Annotated in this window: 18 protein-coding genes; 6 read left to right on the top strand and 12 right to left on the bottom strand. The window is 53.6% G+C overall.

Translation table 11 applies throughout. The features are described 5' to 3' along the window. Positions 1-338: 338 nt before the first annotated feature. From METH11B_RS0117860 to METH11B_RS0117825, 8 genes are all read right to left on the bottom strand, one after another. On the bottom strand, positions 339-506 hold the full coding sequence (locus METH11B_RS0117860; protein ID WP_155931138.1) for a hypothetical protein: 168 nt from the start codon (positions 504-506) through the stop codon (positions 339-341). Positions 507-519: 13 nt separating this feature from the next. Continuing rightward, positions 520-1,773, bottom strand: a complete 1,254-nt coding sequence (locus METH11B_RS27945) for a CIS tube protein (RefSeq protein ID WP_026603185.1) — start codon at positions 1,771-1,773, stop codon at positions 520-522. Beyond that, complete coding sequence (locus METH11B_RS0117850; protein ID WP_026603184.1) at positions 1,770-2,282, bottom strand: phage tail protein; 513 nt, start codon at positions 2,280-2,282, stop codon at positions 1,770-1,772. Before METH11B_RS0117850 ends, METH11B_RS27945 begins: the two co-directional genes overlap by 4 nt. Continuing rightward, positions 2,275-3,777, bottom strand: a complete 1,503-nt coding sequence (locus METH11B_RS0117845) for a hypothetical protein (RefSeq protein ID WP_026603183.1) — start codon at positions 3,775-3,777, stop codon at positions 2,275-2,277. The genes METH11B_RS0117850 and METH11B_RS0117845 overlap by 8 nt, the downstream gene beginning before the upstream one ends. 15 nt (positions 3,778-3,792) lie before the next feature. Next, the gene (locus tag METH11B_RS0117840; protein WP_020483515.1) at positions 3,793-4,254 is read right to left on the bottom strand and encodes a phage tail protein; all 462 of its coding nucleotides are present in this window, start codon (positions 4,252-4,254) and stop codon (positions 3,793-3,795) included. Positions 4,255-4,275: 21 nt separating this feature from the next. Next, positions 4,276-6,453 (bottom strand): phage tail sheath family protein, encoded by a 2,178-nt coding sequence (locus METH11B_RS0117835; protein ID WP_026603182.1) that lies wholly within the window; start codon positions 6,451-6,453, stop codon positions 4,276-4,278. 62 nt (positions 6,454-6,515) lie between these two features. Then, positions 6,516-7,295 (bottom strand): hypothetical protein, encoded by a 780-nt coding sequence (locus METH11B_RS0117830; RefSeq protein ID WP_026603181.1) that lies wholly within the window; start codon positions 7,293-7,295, stop codon positions 6,516-6,518. Continuing rightward, positions 7,292-7,879: a DUF4255 domain-containing protein gene (locus METH11B_RS0117825; RefSeq protein WP_026603180.1), complete on the bottom strand. Its 588-nt coding sequence runs from the start codon at positions 7,877-7,879 to the stop codon at positions 7,292-7,294. Before METH11B_RS0117825 ends, METH11B_RS0117830 begins: the two co-directional genes overlap by 4 nt. A gap of 320 nt (positions 7,880-8,199) precedes the next feature. On the opposite strand from METH11B_RS0117825, the gene METH11B_RS0117820 reads away from it, so the two are divergent. The 4 genes from METH11B_RS0117820 to METH11B_RS0117805 all read left to right on the top strand — a co-directional run bounded on the left by METH11B_RS0117820 (position 8,200) and on the right by METH11B_RS0117805 (position 13,089). After that, entirely contained in the window at positions 8,200-8,664 is a 465-nt protein-coding gene (locus METH11B_RS0117820; RefSeq protein ID WP_051427013.1) for a sterol desaturase family protein, read from the top strand. Positions 8,665-8,892: 228 nt separating this feature from the next. Next, positions 8,893-9,804: a phosphate/phosphite/phosphonate ABC transporter substrate-binding protein gene (locus tag METH11B_RS0117815; RefSeq protein ID WP_026603178.1), complete on the top strand. Its 912-nt coding sequence runs from the start codon at positions 8,893-8,895 to the stop codon at positions 9,802-9,804. 2 nt (positions 9,805-9,806) lie between these two features. After that, a complete protein-coding gene (locus tag METH11B_RS0117810; protein WP_026603177.1) occupies positions 9,807-12,554 on the top strand; it encodes an EAL domain-containing protein in 2,748 nt (915 codons plus the stop codon). 238 nt (positions 12,555-12,792) lie between these two features. Beyond that, positions 12,793-13,089, top strand: coding sequence for a hypothetical protein (locus METH11B_RS0117805; RefSeq protein WP_026603176.1), 297 nt, complete (start codon positions 12,793-12,795; stop codon positions 13,087-13,089). Positions 13,090-13,131: 42 nt separating this feature from the next. Here METH11B_RS0117805 and METH11B_RS0117800 read toward each other — a convergent pair whose 3' ends face one another. Further along, positions 13,132-14,205, bottom strand: coding sequence for a lytic transglycosylase domain-containing protein (locus METH11B_RS0117800; RefSeq protein ID WP_026603175.1), 1,074 nt, complete (start codon positions 14,203-14,205; stop codon positions 13,132-13,134). Positions 14,206-14,362: 157 nt separating this feature from the next. Between METH11B_RS0117800 and METH11B_RS0117795 the strand changes: the two genes are divergently transcribed. Beyond that, the gene (locus METH11B_RS0117795) at positions 14,363-15,385 is read left to right on the top strand and encodes a hydrolase (RefSeq protein ID WP_026603174.1); all 1,023 of its coding nucleotides are present in this window, start codon (positions 14,363-14,365) and stop codon (positions 15,383-15,385) included. 14 nt (positions 15,386-15,399) lie between these two features. Here METH11B_RS0117795 and METH11B_RS0117790 read toward each other — a convergent pair whose 3' ends face one another. From METH11B_RS0117790 to METH11B_RS0117780, 3 genes are all read right to left on the bottom strand, one after another. Next, on the bottom strand, positions 15,400-15,819 hold the full coding sequence (locus tag METH11B_RS0117790) for a DUF1801 domain-containing protein (RefSeq protein ID WP_026603173.1): 420 nt from the start codon (positions 15,817-15,819) through the stop codon (positions 15,400-15,402). Between the two features lie 249 nt (positions 15,820-16,068). Beyond that, a complete protein-coding gene (locus METH11B_RS0117785; RefSeq protein WP_026603172.1) occupies positions 16,069-16,305 on the bottom strand; it encodes a toxin-antitoxin system HicB family antitoxin in 237 nt (78 codons plus the stop codon). Next, positions 16,302-16,700 carry a putative toxin-antitoxin system toxin component, PIN family gene (locus METH11B_RS0117780; protein WP_026603171.1) on the bottom strand — a complete coding sequence of 133 codons (399 nt, stop codon included), beginning with the start codon at positions 16,698-16,700 and terminating at the stop codon, positions 16,302-16,304. The genes METH11B_RS0117785 and METH11B_RS0117780 overlap by 4 nt, the downstream gene beginning before the upstream one ends. 117 nt (positions 16,701-16,817) lie before the next feature. Here METH11B_RS0117780 and METH11B_RS0117775 point away from each other — a divergent pair, with 117 nt between their 5' ends. Continuing rightward, positions 16,818-17,264 carry an arsenate reductase/protein-tyrosine-phosphatase family protein gene (locus tag METH11B_RS0117775; RefSeq protein ID WP_026603170.1) on the top strand — a complete coding sequence of 149 codons (447 nt, stop codon included), beginning with the start codon at positions 16,818-16,820 and terminating at the stop codon, positions 17,262-17,264. The last annotated feature ends 59 nt before the right edge of the window (positions 17,265-17,323 follow it).

Below are 17,323 nucleotides of genomic sequence, written 5' to 3'. Positions count from 1 at the left end.
AAGGCCACCCGGATGCCGCTTATTCCCTGCGCTCCTCGCTTTTGAACGGGGTTGCCGAAAGGGGCTTCCTGCCCCTTCGACAACGCGCCGCATCCATGCGGCGCCCCTACGGGCTGCTCACTCGGTACGTCCCTGTACCTCGCCCTCACGGGTGCTCCGCATGCAAATCGGCTATCCTGCCGATTTGTCCGTTCAAAAGCTCCGGTGCTCGGCGCGGCATACGGGAAGAAACCGCTTCCGCAACTTAAAGTCTCCTAAAACCCTTTTACAAATCCCCTCTCCCTCCGGGAGAGGGCTAGGGTGAGGGGATTAAAATCTATGTTCTCAACTTTCTCCTCTCAATCAATCCTCAACCGCTCCTGCCTCTGCCTGATCAATTCCAGCATTTGCGTCAATTCGAGTTCCGCAGGCGACAACGGCGTCTGCTGGGCAGCCGGTTGTTGCTCGGCGGATTCGGTGACACCGTCTTGCACGTCCAATATCACTTCGTCTATCAAAACCGGCATTTCTAATTCCTGCTCAATCGAAACCAACGCCACTGTCGGCGGCGGCTTTTAATAAACTGCTTACCGATACGCCGCTACTTTTGCGGGTCACAGTTGCCGAACCGGCTTGGTTCGCGGCGGCTGTTGATAAGGGTCTCCCTCCGGTCGCCGCAGTTACCGCTTGTCCGTTTTGCACGCCGCCAAAGGTTTGCGCAGCATCGACTCTTAGCGGCACACTGCCTGTCTGAATGTTAGCTGCATTCAAGCTGCCCTTTTTTCCAGCCGGGCTGAACGCACCTTCAATGCCGGTACCTAGGCTGGCGGAATTGCCGAATTTAAACGCCGGACTTGCCGGTGGTACCGCTTGTGGCGCAGCTTTTGCCCCGCCGGCACTATTGGTCGAACCGGCGACAGCGCCGCCACCGACACTGACTGAGGCAGTCAGGCTTGCCGAAACATTGGCGCAGATACCACCACTGATATTGACGCCAGCACTTAAGCCAAAACCCATCCCACCGCTAATGCCCACCGAAGCACTCAAGCTCAGGCTAGGCACCGCCACCACCGATAGAGACGGCATTCTCGGTGACTCTATGCCGTTAAACAGCGAAGTATCCCGCCAGTTACCGGCACCTTCGCCGCTACCGCCGGGCACCGGTGCGGCATTCTGTCCGGAACCGCCTTGCGGGCCGGCGCCGGTCGAACTCAGGCTGGGCGTGTTGCGGGCGGCTTGCTCCACAGCACGGTTACGGAATTGGTAGCGGTCTTCGCTGAGCTTTAAGGACACGGTGGCGCGCAGCGGCCGGCCTTCCGGCGAGAAGAAATCCAGGGTTTCGTCAAAGCTCTGTACCAGGCCCAAAAACTCAAACGCCCCCCATTGAAATAAACAGCGCTTAGGCGCCTTCATTTTTTTGCCGTCTTCTACCGGCTTAATAAAGGTATCGGCAATTTTTTTGGTCTCCAGCCGCACGTCCGAGCCCTGCTCGATGGCTTTCTTGGAGCTGCTGTTGCTGCCGGCACTGCTGGCGGTCTGCCCGCCGCCCTCTCCGCCGCCGGGCGCTTCGATATACGTGGTGTCGAAAATCAGTTCTATGGTCAAGTTGGACGAGCTCTTATCGACAAACTGCGCGGCGCGACTATTGCCGTTGCGGGCGTTTTCTTTCAACGTGTTCGCCAGACTGACTTTCAGGCTGGACGGATTGAATTGCACGTCGATGGCGTTATCCAGATCAGGACTGTCGTTGTCGCCGTTGACCGGGATCAGTTTGCCGCGTTCTATGGCTATCATGCTGTCCCCCTGCCTTGCGTACTGGTTGGAGCCGGCCTTTGCAATTCCAGGCCTTGATGCACCAGATGCAGTTCTTCGATCGCCACCTGGCTGGCAGTGGCCGACAAATCCGGGCCTTTGAACTTGGTCGGCAACACCCCGCTGAGTTTCCAAACCAGCACCGCGTTATCGGTGACGTTGCCGCCGCTGACGCTGGGATTGCCGAACACGATAATCTCGCCGCTCAGCCGGTAACCGTAGTTGGCCTGGCTGGTGGTGATGTCGAACCAGGACCATAAATCGTTGATGTCGGTGACGCCGCGTTTCAAAATAATCGGCGCGAATTTAGTCGGCCCGGAGCGGTGATGTTCACCCCAATTATGGCCACCCTCGTTGATGACCTTAGGTTCCATCGTCGCTTCGAAGCCGGTCACTTCGCTGAAATAACCGCTGCATAACAAGCTGCTCTGGTCGCTGTTGTACAGATTGACCTTGAAGCGAAAGGCGACGAATTCGCTGACTTCAGCCATCGACCACCTCCGAACGCCATTCGCCGTTCAGATTGGCGAAGGTCAGAAATAGCTTGTCTATCGGAAAGGCCGGCGCCAGCATGATCTCGTAGAGCACCGCCCCTTCCTGCGGTGTCGATTCGCTGATCGAGAAAGCTTGCTCCGCAGACGCGCCGCGCAACGCACCCTGGCTGTATAAACGCCGGAAAAACTGTTCCAGCAGCAAACGCGGGCGGGGGTCGCGGTAATCCAGATTAAAGATCAATTGCTCGCCCAAGGCCTGCAATTGCCGGCGCAAAAAACCCAGGAAACGCATCACTTCCGCGGAACGAAAACCGTCGTATCGCTGGCGGTCGAACGGATAATCGGCGACCGGCAAGGCTGGCACCACGAGGCGTTCGTCGTCGAGACTGAGTTGCGCGCCGCCGCTAAACGAATGGCGATAGTTGATCACGCTGATGCCGGGCTTATCGCGTAACACCAAGGTTTGGGCGATGGACAAACGCGGATAGGGCAAAGCGTCAGTGTTTAAGGGTTTGGCCGCCATCGAGCGCCAAGGGCCGTCGCGGCGCGCCGCTGCCGCCTGCTGGCCGGCGATCAAACCAACCGGGCTATGCAAGGCAAAGCGCGGCCCGCGTAAGTATGGAAACAAAAACTGCACATACCTTAGCGCTTGCGCCGCATCCCGATTTTCTTGATACCCGGCCAGTGCGCTCAAAGCCGCCGGATCGATTACCGGGCTATCCAGTTCGCCGGAGTAGGACAGCGGCAAGGTGAACAGACATTGCAAATCCGGCCGATGACTGCTGATGAATTGCAGCATGCCGCGCAACACCTGCGGCAATTGCCAAGGCGGCGGCATGTCGATTAACTCATTGCTGTAACGGCGTTCGCGGTGATCGTCATCGGTATTTTGCGTGCACGGCAGGAACTGCGGATCGTTGTTTTCAAGACGTACCCTGGGAATATCCGGCAGGCGCGGCGGTATTTGCAGACGTTCCAAATCGGGAAAACTCACTACGCCCAAGGCCGGAATCACCAATACACAGGCCAAGCCTTGGAGGGTAGCAATATCGTGCAATTGCGTGTTGGCAGCGGGCAGAAAACCGGCTTGTCCCGCACTTTCCGGTATACGAAGCACCCACAGTTTTTCACCGCCGTTGGAGAAAAAATCGTCTACCGCCAGCCCCAGCCAGGCTTTTTTACCGGCTAACAGGCTGACGTATGCGGTCTCGGAATCCAGCGCATCCGGGAAAATGTCGTGAAATTCGGCGCTGGACTGCAACGGTATCGGCAGATGGTAAAGTTCGCTGACAGCACCGGGGCGCAACAAGGCATCGACCGCCAAGCCGTATCCGACCGCACGCATATCAGCCAGCGCCGCCGGCAATTGCAGCAGGCGCTCAAGCCTGACCCGGCCCGGACAATGGCCGAGCATGGCCGCTTGCAGCGCCGCAATCCGGCGTTCAACCGGCCGTGGCGTCAAGGCAATACGCGCTCCCGCTAACAATTCCATTCGCTATCGCTCCGGCTAGCTTTGGATGATGGTTTCGACCGAGAGCACCAGCTCTTCCATCGCCACGTCGCTGCCGCCCTTGGCGGTTAAGGTCGGCCCTGTCCATTTGATCGGCATGGCCCTGACCAGTTTCCAGGTGACTACAGCACTGGCGCTGGTGGGATCTTCGTTTTTAAGCTTGATCACTACGTCGCGCTTGGCGGTCACATCGCCGCCGCGAATTTGCTCCAGCCAGTTATAAATGTTTTCAGCGCCGATCACGCCGCGTTTCAACGTCACGTCGCCGGCCTTGTTGATGGCCGGAATCTTGCGTACATAGTTCACCGCTTCGTTGCCGTTACGGTATTCCGCTACCGTCACTTCGGCATTCAGACCCGATACCTCGGAAAAGCCGCCCTGCACTTCGCCTTCGCTGCCGTCGCCCAGGTTGACCAGATAATTGAACACCCCATAGGGCGTTTCCCGATATGTAGCCATGGTTTATCTCCAGTCTAGGGTTCAGGCGTCGGCGGTTTTTTGGCCGATGCGGAAAATCACAAATTCGGCCGGTTTCAAAGCGGCCACGCCGATTTCGCAGACCAAGCGGCCATTGTCCAGATCGTTTTGAGTCATCGTGCTGCGATCGCAGCGCACGAAATAAGCAGTTTTGGCGCTACCCAACAGTCGGCCGTTGACCCATTCGTTGTACAAAAAGCTTTCCACGGTCTGGCGAATGTTGTCCCACAGCCGCTCGCCGTTGGGCTCGAACACCGCCCATTGCGTGGATTTGTCGATGGAGCGTTCTAGGTACAAAAAGTAACGACGAACGTTGACATATTTCCATTCAGGATCGCTGGACAAGGTCCGCCCACCCCAAACCCGATGCCCGCGCCCCGGAAACGAGCGCAGACAGTTGATACCGTTGGGATTCAGCAATTCCTGCTGGAAGCGGTTGATTTCCTGGGCAAATCGTAAGGCGCCGATGACCGGTTCGTTGGCCGGCGGTTTATGCACGCCTCGCTGTACGTCGGTATTGGCATACACACCGGCGACAAAACCGGACGGCGGCACGTTGATAGTGCTGAGCAGGCCGCGCGGATCGGCAATGACCACCCAGGGGTAGTACAGCGCCAGCCGCGAATCGTCGAAGTTGGAGCGGAACTCGCGTATTTCCGACAGCGCCATGCCGTCACGGCTATCGACAATGCCGACCCGATAGCGCATTTTCAGACAGTGTTTTTGTACCTCGGCGACGATGGCTTGATGATTAGTGGCGTCAGCCGCCGCTGCCGGAGTCATCACGATCGACACATCTTCGATATTTTCCAGGGCAACAAAACCGCTACTGCCGTTGACCTCGTCCTCCACGCCGCCGTATTGAACAGCGCCGGGCACGTTGCCATCGCTGCCGCCGGACAGGTTTATCAAATAGCGCGGGCCTTGGACCGACATCGGACCGGGATTTAAACCATCCGCTTCAAACAGACTGTACAAGGCTGCCACCACGTCTGCCCCACTAATGCCGGCACTAAGGGTACAACTGACCGGGCTGGTCAATTGGTCGTAACGTTTGTCGGGATTGACGGGCAACATCGCACTGAGACTGTTTTTTGCGTCGGGAGCGCTGGAAATATCGCCATAACTGTAAATCACCGGGCCGTCGCGGCCGCCGGCATGCACGGCAATATCGAAATTGCGCTGCACCACCACCGCCCGCACCGTATTCGGCGCAGCAGCCAAAGCCGCCAGCGGCAGGGTAATGTCGGCATTGACGCCCACATTCAAACCGCCGCCGTCCACCACAAACTCACTGCCGGCCGCATTCAGCGTACCGCGCAACGCGGTTAGGGTGCCCCAATGCGCCGCGCCGGTATACACCGACAAGTTGGTTTCCGCGCTCAGGGTTAACACCGCCGACGTACCGTTAGCCAAGGACCCGCTGCTGGGGTTTTTCGCAAACACCCGGGTGTAGCTGACCGCAACACCGGGACCGTTCACCAAGCCGGCCGCCATCAATACACCCTGACTGCCGTCGGCCTGGCCGTTCGGCCGCAGGGCCGTGCCGCCCGCCGCGACATCGTCGGCGGTATCCAGTTCGCAGCGATTATTGACGATGACGAAATGATCGCCTTCCCGGCGCACCAGGGCGCGAACGTTCAAGGGAAAGCGTTCGTCGGGAAATTGCGCGGCGATGCCGGCTGAGCGCACGGCATTGGTCAAGCCGGTGGCATTCAGAAACACCACTTCTCCCTCGGCGGGCGCCGAAGTGGCCTCGGTTTTTAACAGATTTTCGCTATCGCGCCAGAGCAATTCCAGCGTGAAATCGCCCATCGTTCCCGGAAACCGGCTGCTGAAACTCAGCACATTTGGCACAGACCGCGTCGACACCCCAGGCGCGTTTTGCGGAAAATTGCCGACCCGCGACACATAGAGTTGTTTACCGCCGCCGTCGAAAAAGGCTTTCGCGGCGATGGCGGTGTGATTAAGAACCGATACGCCGGCCAGAGTGAGATTTTGGATGTCGCCGTAGATGCGGCTGAATTCGCCAAAGCTAGTCACTACCTCGGGATTACCCCGCAACGGTCCGAAACGCGTGGGACCGACCACCGCCGTGACGCTGGTCCCCACCCCTTCGATCGATTTGGCGCGAAAGCTAACTTCTTCTACAAACACACCCGGTGCAAGATATTCAGGCATGCTCCCCTCCTTAATTTTTATGTGGACCAGCGTTTAAAGGACGAACTCAACTCATGCATGACTCAATTGGGTTGAACGGCAAGATGATCCCGATTAAAGGACCGGATTAAACCAATTTCGCCGGGCACCACGGCCAGGGTAAGCTCGGCGGCAAAACTATTCTCGGCATTTAGCGCACCCAGCGTCATCGCTACAAGATCGTCCGGATCGATAGCTTCTGTGGCATTGGCGGCAACAAGAGCCCGGATACTTAGTGTGGCGGCATACTCGACCACCCCTTCCGGCAAGGGCGGTAGCCGGTGCATCGCGATGATGAAATCGCCATTGGCGTCGGCTTGGGCGCGACAGATCAAATTGCCTCCGACACCCAGATTGACCGTCAGCGTCAGCAAGGCCCAGACGACCGGAGCATTGCTGCCGATGAACCGCAGCGTGCCGCGCAAACCGCCGCCGCGACCTAACTTGGTACCGAATGGCGTCGGATAAAGTACAACGCTGTGCCCGGCCGCGTTACCGGCTTGAATCTCAAAGCGGCGCGAGACATAGCGGCGTTGACTGTCGGCTACCGAGCCGACGATAGCGTATGCCACTTCTGCCGGACGCAATTTGTCCGCCTCGCTAGGCGCGCCTTGCACCGTTTTGCCGGCCGAACGCCGCCACAACGCAGTTTTGCCTGGCGTGTGTAAAAATTGCAGATCGGCGGGATGGGTATCGAGTTGCAGAACAACGACTTCGCTCAGCCGTCGCATATCGGCTTCCTGCGCGGCGCTGCTGCCGTCCAGCCAATAGATCACGTCGCTGGCGTAGAGGATATTGGTTTCCAGCACTTTGACGGCTTTCATACCGTGCCTCCGGGAAATATCCGTGTCGATACAGGCGGCCCTTCCGTGCGCGGCCGCTGCAAGCGCAAGCGCACGGTGCGCGCCACATAGGGTACGGTGCTGGTGTAAGGCGATTTGAAGACATCCCAGATGCGCATCAAGTCCTCGGTGGTCATCTCGTCCGGGGCGATATTCAGCACTTCGGCCTGGCCCCATTCGTCGTCGATGTCTTGAATATGCGAAATGTCGAGCTGACATTGGTTGGCGAGCTCGACCATCGCCCAACTCAGCAAGTCGGCTTCGATGGTGGCGCTGGCGGCGTTGGCGATTAACAGGAAATGCAGATTGACTGGCAGCTCGGCCTGCGGAGCGCTTTGATCGCTGCCGCGCTGCGCAAAGGAGCGCTGCCGGCCGTGCGGATCGATGGTAATTCGGTGCAGGTAGATACCCAGCAGGTTGCCGGTGAGGATATTGGCGATGTCTGCGCTACCCAACAGTTTTGCTTGGGCATTGGTGGGCTCGCTGCTCAGCTCGGCAGGTAATCTGCTAGTCAAGAACGATTCCAACGCCAAAAGCGCGCCGGTCACTCCCCGGTACGAAGCCATTTTCCCTCCCCTACTTGAGCGGTAGCATAGCCTAGTACATAGGTCTACTGTACGCAAGTCGATTTTGTGAGGCAATCCGCCAACAAAAACCGAAAAAAGCGATGCACAGCAAACTAACCGGCTAAATTCCGTGCCTCAATCAAATAATGGCTTTAATTTTTAGCAGAGTTTTTGAAATTTGCCGGGGCAGAATTGATTAAAATCTGATTAAAAACGGGGACAACTTGCTGCTCGGCCAAGCTTGCGCTTAAAACAACTATGCCGGATACGGTAAACCGGGCGAAGATAAACGCCTCGCCATCCGTCGCACAAACACATCCATGCTCTCAATGACGCTGCAACTCATATTAGCCCTGCTCTACGCCAATCTGGGCGAATGGCTGATGCATAAATTCATCTTGCATCGCTTAGGTAAACAGCCGGATAGCATCTGGGCCTATCATTGGTACGAACACCATGCAATATGCGCCAAACATCATATGTTTGATCCCGGCTATCGCCGGTTGGATTTATCGACCTGGAATGCTCAAACCAAGGAATTGGCGGTATTGGCCGCGATTGTATTGGCGCATCTGCCGATACTTTGGTACTGGCCGGCTTTCGTGACGGGTTTATATGGCTCGTTGACGCTTTATTACCATCGGCATCGCAAGGCTCATCTCGATCCGGAGTGGGCTAAACAGCATTTAGCCTGGCACTACCAACATCATACCCAGCCCGGCTCCGGCAACTGGTGCGTCACCTGGCCGGGGTTTGATTATCTGTTGGGAACTCGCAATAAATGATTTGCGCACATCCAATTGAAAAAATTTCCTCTCCAGGAAATCCGGAATTTAAAGCTTGCATCTATGATTGATTGGCAAGCAGCCAATAATAAAGAGTAAATTGAAAGAAGAATTCGTCATTTGATTGCCGGCTATCAGGCAAATGGCTGTCATAGCAAGCTATGGCATATGGGAAATTCTCTAGCCCTTATTTTTTACCCAGTATCAAGATCAAATACGTATACAGATATGAATGTTTTGCTGACACTTGTAGGCCTATTTATCATTTTTCAATTGACGGGTTGTGAGCAACAAATTCCCGAGGACACCCCCCTGCAATATTCCAGCAGCCCTTTGGAGCCGAACGCGCCAATCTATCGCTTTGCCATTCATCCCCTGCATAACCCTGAAAAGCTTAGCGAGACCTATCAGCCTCTTATCGACCATCTCAATAGCCAATTGCAGGGCGTGCGATTGGAGCTGGAAGCCTCCCGCGATTACCAAGCCTATGAGCAAAAATTCCGTGAACGTAGCCCCGCATTTTTGCTGCCCAATCCCTGGCAAACCCTCCAGGCACAGAAGGTTGGATACCATGTCATAGCAATGGCAGGCAGCGCAGAAGACTTCAAAGGTATCTTTATCGTGCGGCGGGACAGCAGGATTGAAAAACCTAGCGATTTAAAAGGCAAGGTTGTGAGCTATCCTTCACCCTCCGCATTGGCGGCCGCCATCATGCCGCAATATTTTCTTTATGCACATGGCATCGATGTTAATCGAGACATTCAGAATATTTACGTTGGTTCGCAGGAATCATCGATAATGAATGTCTATCTGGGTAACTCTGCAGCGGGCGCCACATGGCCGCCACCCTGGCGATCATTTCAAAAAGACCATCCAACAGAAGCAGCACAACTCAAGTTAATCTGGGAAACCCCGTCGCTGATTAATAATTCCGTAATGGTGCGGGATGATGTGCCGGAAAGCGTTCGCGAATACGTCAGAAAATCACTGCTTGATTTGGTCCAGTCGCCGGAGGGAAAAATCATCCTTTCAGACATGGGCACTGCCAGATTCCAGGCCGCCGACGATGCCAGCTACGCGGTTGTGGCTGACTATATCAAGCGCTTTGAGAAAGACGTGCGCCCGGTGGAGCTTCAATAAAGATGGGTAAATTGAAAAATCTATTATTTGGCAACCTCCGCAAGCAATTGATAGTTGGCATGACGGTCACTGTTTCCATGATGATGTCTCTATTCGTCTGGGATACGACTAGACGCCAAGAGAAACTCGAGTTGGCGCACAATTACGAACAAGGTAGCGCCCTTGCCAACAGTTTGGCAACATCCTCGGCGGTATGGGTGATGTCCCGCGATTTTAGTGGCCTGCAAGAAATCGTCCTGGGCGCCTCAAAGTATCCCAATTTAACTTACGTTATCGTGCTTGACCGGTCGGGCCATATATTAGCCCACAATGACCCCAGCAAGATTGGCCTGTATCTGAACGACCTGCCTCAGGGTATCGCTGAGCCTGTTTTGAAACGTACCGCAAGATCGCTTGACGTCATCACCCCCATCATCCTGGGCCAAAAGCATGTGGGCTGGGTCCGGATCGGCTTAAATCTTGAGTCTTTCACCGCCCAATTAGCCACTATAAAACAAAGTGCCTTCAGTTATGTGCTGGCAGCCATCGGCTTGAGTGTGTTGTTAGTCGCACTGACTAGCCGTATTCTGACCCGTCGACTTTATGCCATCCAAAAAGTAGCTGACGCCGTGCAGACCGGAAGTGCCGATATGCGCGTGGCACTTTCCGGCACTGATGAAGCCGCTAGATTGGCCAAACAGTTTAACGTCATGTTGGACAGCTTGAATGAGCGAGAACAACAACTTCGATCCTTTTACGAATTAAACCTGGTGGGCTTGACGATTACCTCACCCGACCAAGGCTGGATTCGCGTGAATAATTGTTTGTGTCGCATGCTGGAGTATTCGGAACAAGAATTGCGAGGCATGAATTGGGCGCAGTTGACCCATCCAGAAGACTTGGCTGCCGATTTAGAACAATTCAACAGAGTACTAGCGAATGAAATTGATGGCTATAGCTTAGAAAAACGCTTTATAAGCAGGACGGGCAAAATCATACCCACAAAATTGGTAGCGGGATGTGTTCGCAAGCCCAATCAAGAAGTGGATTATTTAACGGCTATGGTTGAAGACATTACTGATCGTAAAAACGCAGAGCGGGAGATTGGCATCGCTGCAACCATCTTCGATTCGCAGCAATGCATGCTGGTTTCGGACGCCAATGAATTGATCTTACGAGTAAATTCCGCCTTTACACGAATCACGGGCTACAGCCAAGAAGAGGTCATCGGCCAAAATCCTCGCCTACTTAAATCAGGCAGGCACGATGCAAGTTTCTACGATGCCATGTGGAAATCCATCAATACTCAGGGCATGTGGGAAGGTGAAATATGGAACAGGCGAAAAGATGGGAACGTTTTTCCTGAATACCTTAACATTACGGCAGTGAAAGACAGCAAAGGCACGGTGACCAATTACGTGGCTACTTTCACCGACATCACCCAGATTAAAGCTGCAGAAACCGAGATCAGAAACCTAGCGTTTTACGATCCGCTCACAGGCCTGCCCAATCGTCGCCTGCTCTCCGACCGGCTCAAACAGGCCGTCAATTCCAGTATGCGCAACGGAAAAACCGCTTCCTTGCTGTTTCTGGATCTCGATAATTTCAAAACCTTGAATGATACCTTGGGTCACGACATTGGCGACCTGTTACTTGAACAGGTGGCAACGCGCCTTACGAGCTGCGTTCGAGAATGCGACACCGTTGCCCGTTTAGGCGGGGATGAGTTCGTTGTCATGCTTGAAGATCTGAGCGAACATGCCATGGAAGCGGCCGAAAAAACTGAATTTATTGCCAATAAGATCCTGGCAGCACTCAATGAGCCGTACCAGTTGGGCCAACATCCCTACAGGAATACTCCTAGTATTGGTATCGTCCTTTTCAATGGGCGAGAGCAACAATCGAATGACGAACTGCTGAAACAAGCAGACATCGCCATGTATCAAGCCAAAAAGTCCGGGCGCAATGGCATCTGCTTCTTCGACCCACAAATGCAGGACAATATTTCCGCCCGTGCCGTCCTAGAGTCGGAAGTGCGCAATGCGATCGAGGATAAGCAATTCACGCTTTTTTATCAGGCTCAAATCGATCATTTAGGGAATATTAATGGTGCCGAAGCCTTGATTCGCTGGCAGCATCCGAAACGTGGCTTGCTACTCCCAAATGAATTTATTTCACTGGCAGAAGAGACGGGTCTGATTCTGCCCATCGGCCTATGGATCTTTGAAACGTCATGTAAGTTAATCAATGCATGGCAGGCAAACGAGATAACCAAGCATCTAGTTCTGTCCATCAATGTCAGCGCCAAACAATTTCAGCAAACTAACTTTGTAGCCAAAGTGGAGACAGCAGTGCAACGTCATGCAATTGCGCCTGGTCGGCTAAAACTGGAATTGACCGAAAGTATGTTACTGGGTGATATAGAAGACACCATCAAAAAAATGACAGCATTGAATGCCCTAGGAGTTTACTTCTCATTGGATGACTTTGGCACCGGCTACTCATCGCTGCAATATCTGAAGCGTTTACCGCTGCATCAACTCAAGATCGATAAATCCTTTGTACGCGACATTGCCACAGACGCCAGTGATCAGGCAATTGTGCGCACTATCATTGCCATGGCTCGCACGCTAAATCTGAACGTAATCGGCGAAGGCGTGGAAACCGAGGAACAAAAACAGTTTCTGATCGACAACGGCTGCACACACTTTCAAGGCTATTTATTTAGTAAGCCGTTACCACTTGAACAGTTCGAAATGCTTTTGAACTGAAAAGTCAGCATTACCCCGGGATTGCCGGTTATGCGTTGTGACCAGCCAAAGGTTGAAGCCTATGAGTCCAGTCCAGACGATAAATATCTTGTAGCTGATCAACGCCACGCACCTCAGCACTCGTCGCCCTCATCCATGTTTTGACATCACTTCTTTCATCAGCGGTTTTATTAAGTTTAATTTAAGGGCTTGAGGTGATAGTGATCGCCATACCAAACTGAAAGCCGGAGAAAAAATCGTGAGACAAGCCACACCATCGGATGCAAATAATGCCCTTACTCAAGTTAAGTACGCGATAAAGGATTTGATCCACTCGGATTATGACGATAACGAAGACGATGTGATTTACACCGCCAATAAATTGAATGCTGTACTACGTATGGTGCATGATAACCATCAGACCTGGAACGATGAAGCCATTCAGGAATTCGTACTGCGCCAACATGACCCACTGAGACATATCCCTGTTAAATCGGAAAAGCTCCATCACATGGTTCGCCATATTCAACAAGACATCATCGTCAAATTTTCCTGACTGTAAGGGGTAGCCACTAGAGGCTGACACTTGGCAGAAGTCTTACAAACCCGGGATCCCCATCTGCTGAATCCGCATGGCGTTATCGCCTTCTTCATACGCCAGCAGTTTGCCGTCATGCTGATAAAGCTTGAAAGCCAGGGCATAGGACAATACCCGAATCGGATAATCGCGCGGCAAGGTTTGTAAGTAAGGCTGCATCGTCACAAAGTCTGTGGCACCGTATTGCTGCATGATGAAACGCAAGCCGCCGTTGCGCGGCCCGATGTTGTAAGCCAGTAAACCTAAAAACAAATCGCCGTTCATTTCTTGCAGATAATGTTTGAAGGTGGCGGCGGCGACAAACGCATTGTGCCTGGGATCGTTGACTTGCACTTCCGCCACATCCAGTTCATCGGCTGCCTCACGGGTTATGGCTTTGGGCACGGCGGTAATCTGAAACAAGCCTTTGCCGCCATCAAAACTGTCGCGTGGCATAAACGAAGACTCGGTCGCGGCGATGCCTTGCAGCAAATTGACATCGACATCAAATGCCTTGGCGGCCTCGACTATCGCCGGATTGAAGGCATCGGCACGGGCCATCATTTTTTGTAAGCCGCCGATGCCGTGGCGGCGATACGCGGCATAGACTTGATGGGCCAGGGTCACTTTTTCGGCTTCCTGCTTGCCGCCGACCAAGGTGCGAAAATGCGTGAAGACTTGGGTGTAGCCGCCGTGCATCACAAACCAACCGGTCGAAGCGGCCAGACCGACTGCCAATGCGGCAGGCAAATAATCGAACCGGCCATGCAACCAAGCACGCAAGCGCGACCAGGCCAGCAATAGCGCAGCCGCTGCCAACATCAAGATCACCACGCCAATCGCGAACGGCAGCAAACTGGTAAAAAAACCGGGACCGGATAACCAACTGGCCGAGTAGCCAAGCACAAACATGGTCGCCAACACAGCAGCAATCATCAGTGCCAAGCCTTCCAAAACGATCAGCCACCAATTTGGTTTGCGCAAGGGCTTGGTTTTGCGGCGCGGCTTGCCTGGCTTGCGCCCGGAACCCGCTTTTGCTCGGCTAGGCGGGACAGCTTTGACCGGTGTTTTGGCGATAGGAATTGGCCGACTCATCAAGAACAGTGAAACATGGTTGGAAATAATCCGGAAAACCTCAGACAGGCAACAGCGAAACATCCGCCGCAAAGACTCGCGCTAGCGTTTAGCGACACAAAAGGTATATTCCTCTCGAACTATCGCCTAACAACTACTATAAAGCAGGTCCACAACCATGCACAACGCCTTCCGCCCGGCCTGGTGGCTGAACAGTCCGCATTTGCAGACTATCTATCCGGCCTTTTTGCGATGCATAACGCCGCCAGATGGCGTCCGCCGCGAGAGACTGGACACGCCGGACGGCGACTTTCTGGACATCGACTGGATCGACAATGACGACCGGCCGCTGGTAATTCTGTTACATGGTTTGGCCGGTAGCAGCCGCTCCGGTTACATCCAAGGTTTGCAACACAGTTTACTCGCTGCCGACTTTGCCAGCGTGGCGCTGAATTTTCGCGGTTGCAGCGGCGAGATGAACCGCATGGCGCGCTGTTATCACTCCGGCGAAACCGAGGACATCGACTTTTTGTATAAAACCTTGCGTCGGCGTTTTCCGGAGCGGGCGATGGCGGCGATAGGTTTTTCCCTGGGCGGTAACGTGTTGCTAAAATGGCTGGGCGAACAAGGCGATAAGCTTGAGTTATCGGCGGCGATAGCCGTATCGGTGCCGCTGCTATTGAACGAATGCGCCGACAAACTGGATCGTGGCTTCTCGAAACTCTATCGCGACTATCTGCTGCGCGAGCTGAAACAGTATATGCGCATAAAACTCCGGCATTTACAGCACATCGGTCAACTCGAACAAGCGGACAGAATTCTAAAACTAGGCGATCTCTCGGGCATCAAATCCTTCTGGCAATACGACGATAAAGTCGTCGCCGGCCTGCACGGCTTTAAAGACGCCCACGACTACTACCGGCGCAGCAGTTCCCGGCAATTTTTAAAGCACATCCGCGTCCCCACCTTGGTCTTACAAGCCAAGGACGATCCGTTCATGACCGAGCGGGTATTGCCGGCCAATGCCGAACTGTCCGATCAAGTGCAATTGGAAATTTGCGCCGGTGGCGGGCATGTGGGGTTTGTGGGTGGATCGTTGCTTAGGCCGGAGTATTGGGTGGAAGAGCGGATTGGCGAGTTTTTGCGACGACACCTGCCATCCGCAACCACCGGGCAAAATACCCTTGGCAGAGAAGCCTAAAGCCGACTACGCACCTAAGGTTGCTTTCTTCCCTTATTCCAATGATAGGTCAAGGCTGCGGAGATACAAATAGAGAGACTATCCATATCGACATCTTCCGTTTCTTGAAAAACAATCGCCCGATTACCTTCATATTTGAACTGGTATGGAAACAGCGTCCGAAACGTCTCAACCAAATTCGTGGTGCAGATGAAATACATTGCATATTGGGTCCGCTTGTCTTTTTTCCACGCCATTCTGATCGTACTGCCACATCCGGTTTCGGCGGTAATATAAGCAGGCTCGCCCCACTTTAAAGTTTCCTCAAGTTGTCCGACACCCTCGCTAGCCGCCACAGCAAAGATCGCTTCGCGAAGCACCAGCATTTTTCGGCGAATTTCCGGCGGATACTCGTCGAAAACAGCCTTGACGGTCGTATTTAGAAAAGGCTTCATAGAGGGCAAAGAATCTCGGAATTGTTGGATTAAATTAGCGCTATACAAATGGCGTCAACTTAAGCTAAATATAAAACCCAGCCGTCAGCGCCGCCAGTTGGAAAACCTATTTGACGGAAAAGCGGATCAAAATGCTGGAAGAGTTTCTAAATTAGTCCTGCCGATATAAGTCATCGAGCTAATCAAGCAGCCCGAGTTCGGAGTAGTTTCTACCGAAACAGTTATATCGACCTATGCTGCCCGCCAACACTAAAACTCATCCCCAACTAAGGGCTCACGCTTGGGCACCTTAGCCAAAATGGTCTGAAAAGCGGCTTTGTCGGCACGTTCCGCACGGGCCTGCAAGTAGTCTTCGGTGGCGATGGCCGACACTTTTTCGGCAACCGCACTGGCAATAAATTGATTGATCGATACACCTTCCTTGCTCGCCAGCTCTTTGATATGGCGGTGTATGGAGTCCGGCAATCTCAAACTTAATGCACTCATGGTAAACGCTCCAGCAAGGTTTTTGGCGTGATAGCTTCAACGCCGAATTTTTCGATACGAGTAAAATCTTTTAAATTATGGGTAACAATGGTGTTTACTCGGGCGGCAACGGCCAACTCCAAGACCAAATCATCTTTCGGGTCCGGCAAATAAGGTCGCCATAAAAAATACACCTTTTGATGGCGACTGAATCCGCACAGGTTATCCAACACTATATCTATTTCGGCATCGGTCAGTTGCAGCATGGAACGGTTGCGTTTCAGAACATCCTCATACTCGAACAAAAGCGGCGTCGATATGGCTGTTTGTAGCTGCCCGCCTGCTAAAAGCTCCAGCAATTTAAAGGATGCGCCATTGGCGGAATACAAACCGGCAAACAGAACATTGGTATCCATTATAATTTCTTGCATACCATATACGGTATCACCACCATGATAGCTTAAACAAAATTTTTTTTACCCTCTGCACAAATGTAAGTAATCGCTTTAAGCCGCCTAACCAAAAGGAGTTTTATGAGCACCACCCACTCCCAAATCCTATTCCTCTGCACCGGCAACTACTACCGCAGCCGGTTTGCCGAGTATTTGTTCAATCATCATGCACCGGATTACTCATTGCCGTGGCGGGCGTTTTCGCGTGGGCTGGCTATCGAGTTACTGAAAGACGATGCCGGGCCGATTTCACCGCACACCCGGCATGGCTTGGCCTTGCGGGAGATTCCCATCGAGCCCATCCGCGCGCCAATTGCACTGACCGAGCAGGATTTAGCCGCCGCCCGCCACATCATTGCCTTGAAGCAAACCGAGCATCAACCCTTGCTGCATAGCCGCTTCCCGGCTTGGGTGGAGCGCGTGGAATACTGGCAGGTGGACGACATAGAAGACGCCCACCCGAGCGAGGCCTTGCCGCAGATAGAAACGGCGGTGTTGGCTTTGCTGCGGCGCTTGGGCAACGAATAGTCACGTAAAAACCGTCACAGGAACTTGTCAGTTCAATCCTACTCTTTTAGCAAACGGCA

Origin of the sequence: Methylomonas sp. 11b, assembly GCF_000515215.1 — a bacterium.
Classification (GTDB): domain Bacteria; phylum Pseudomonadota; class Gammaproteobacteria; order Methylococcales; family Methylomonadaceae; genus Methylomonas.
Note: the sequence above shows the minus strand (reverse complement) of the source record. Positions and strands in the feature narration are given on the sequence as shown.

What these genes read in the sequence shown, in the direction of transcription:
- METH11B_RS0117795 (WP_026603174.1), top strand. Translation starts at nt 14,363, where the DNA reads ATGCACAACGCCTTCCGCCCGGCCTGGTGGCTGAACAGTCCGCATTTG.
- METH11B_RS0117820 (WP_051427013.1), top strand. Translation starts at nt 8,200, where the DNA reads ATGCTCTCAATGACGCTGCAACTCATATTAGCCCTGCTCTACGCCAAT.
- METH11B_RS27945 (WP_026603185.1), bottom strand. Translation starts at nt 1,773, where the DNA reads ATGATAGCCATAGAACGCGGCAAACTGATCCCGGTCAACGGCGACAAC.
- METH11B_RS0117810 (WP_026603177.1), top strand. Translation starts at nt 9,807, where the DNA reads ATGGGTAAATTGAAAAATCTATTATTTGGCAACCTCCGCAAGCAATTG.
- METH11B_RS0117790 (WP_026603173.1), bottom strand. Translation starts at nt 15,819, where the DNA reads ATGAAGCCTTTTCTAAATACGACCGTCAAGGCTGTTTTCGACGAGTAT.
- METH11B_RS0117860 (WP_155931138.1), bottom strand. Translation starts at nt 506, where the DNA reads ATGCCGGTTTTGATAGACGAAGTGATATTGGACGTGCAAGACGGTGTC.
- METH11B_RS0117845 (WP_026603183.1), bottom strand. Translation starts at nt 3,777, where the DNA reads ATGGAATTGTTAGCGGGAGCGCGTATTGCCTTGACGCCACGGCCGGTT.
- METH11B_RS0117800 (WP_026603175.1), bottom strand. Translation starts at nt 14,205, where the DNA reads ATGAGTCGGCCAATTCCTATCGCCAAAACACCGGTCAAAGCTGTCCCG.
- METH11B_RS0117780 (WP_026603171.1), bottom strand. Translation starts at nt 16,700, where the DNA reads ATGGATACCAATGTTCTGTTTGCCGGTTTGTATTCCGCCAATGGCGCA.
- METH11B_RS0117785 (WP_026603172.1), bottom strand. Translation starts at nt 16,305, where the DNA reads ATGAGTGCATTAAGTTTGAGATTGCCGGACTCCATACACCGCCATATC.
- METH11B_RS0117775 (WP_026603170.1), top strand. Translation starts at nt 16,818, where the DNA reads ATGAGCACCACCCACTCCCAAATCCTATTCCTCTGCACCGGCAACTAC.
- METH11B_RS0117850 (WP_026603184.1), bottom strand. Translation starts at nt 2,282, where the DNA reads ATGGCTGAAGTCAGCGAATTCGTCGCCTTTCGCTTCAAGGTCAATCTG.
- METH11B_RS0117825 (WP_026603180.1), bottom strand. Translation starts at nt 7,879, where the DNA reads ATGGCTTCGTACCGGGGAGTGACCGGCGCGCTTTTGGCGTTGGAATCG.
- METH11B_RS0117830 (WP_026603181.1), bottom strand. Translation starts at nt 7,295, where the DNA reads ATGAAAGCCGTCAAAGTGCTGGAAACCAATATCCTCTACGCCAGCGAC.
- METH11B_RS0117835 (WP_026603182.1), bottom strand. Translation starts at nt 6,453, where the DNA reads ATGCCTGAATATCTTGCACCGGGTGTGTTTGTAGAAGAAGTTAGCTTT.
- METH11B_RS0117840 (WP_020483515.1), bottom strand. Translation starts at nt 4,254, where the DNA reads ATGGCTACATATCGGGAAACGCCCTATGGGGTGTTCAATTATCTGGTC.
- METH11B_RS0117815 (WP_026603178.1), top strand. Translation starts at nt 8,893, where the DNA reads ATGAATGTTTTGCTGACACTTGTAGGCCTATTTATCATTTTTCAATTG.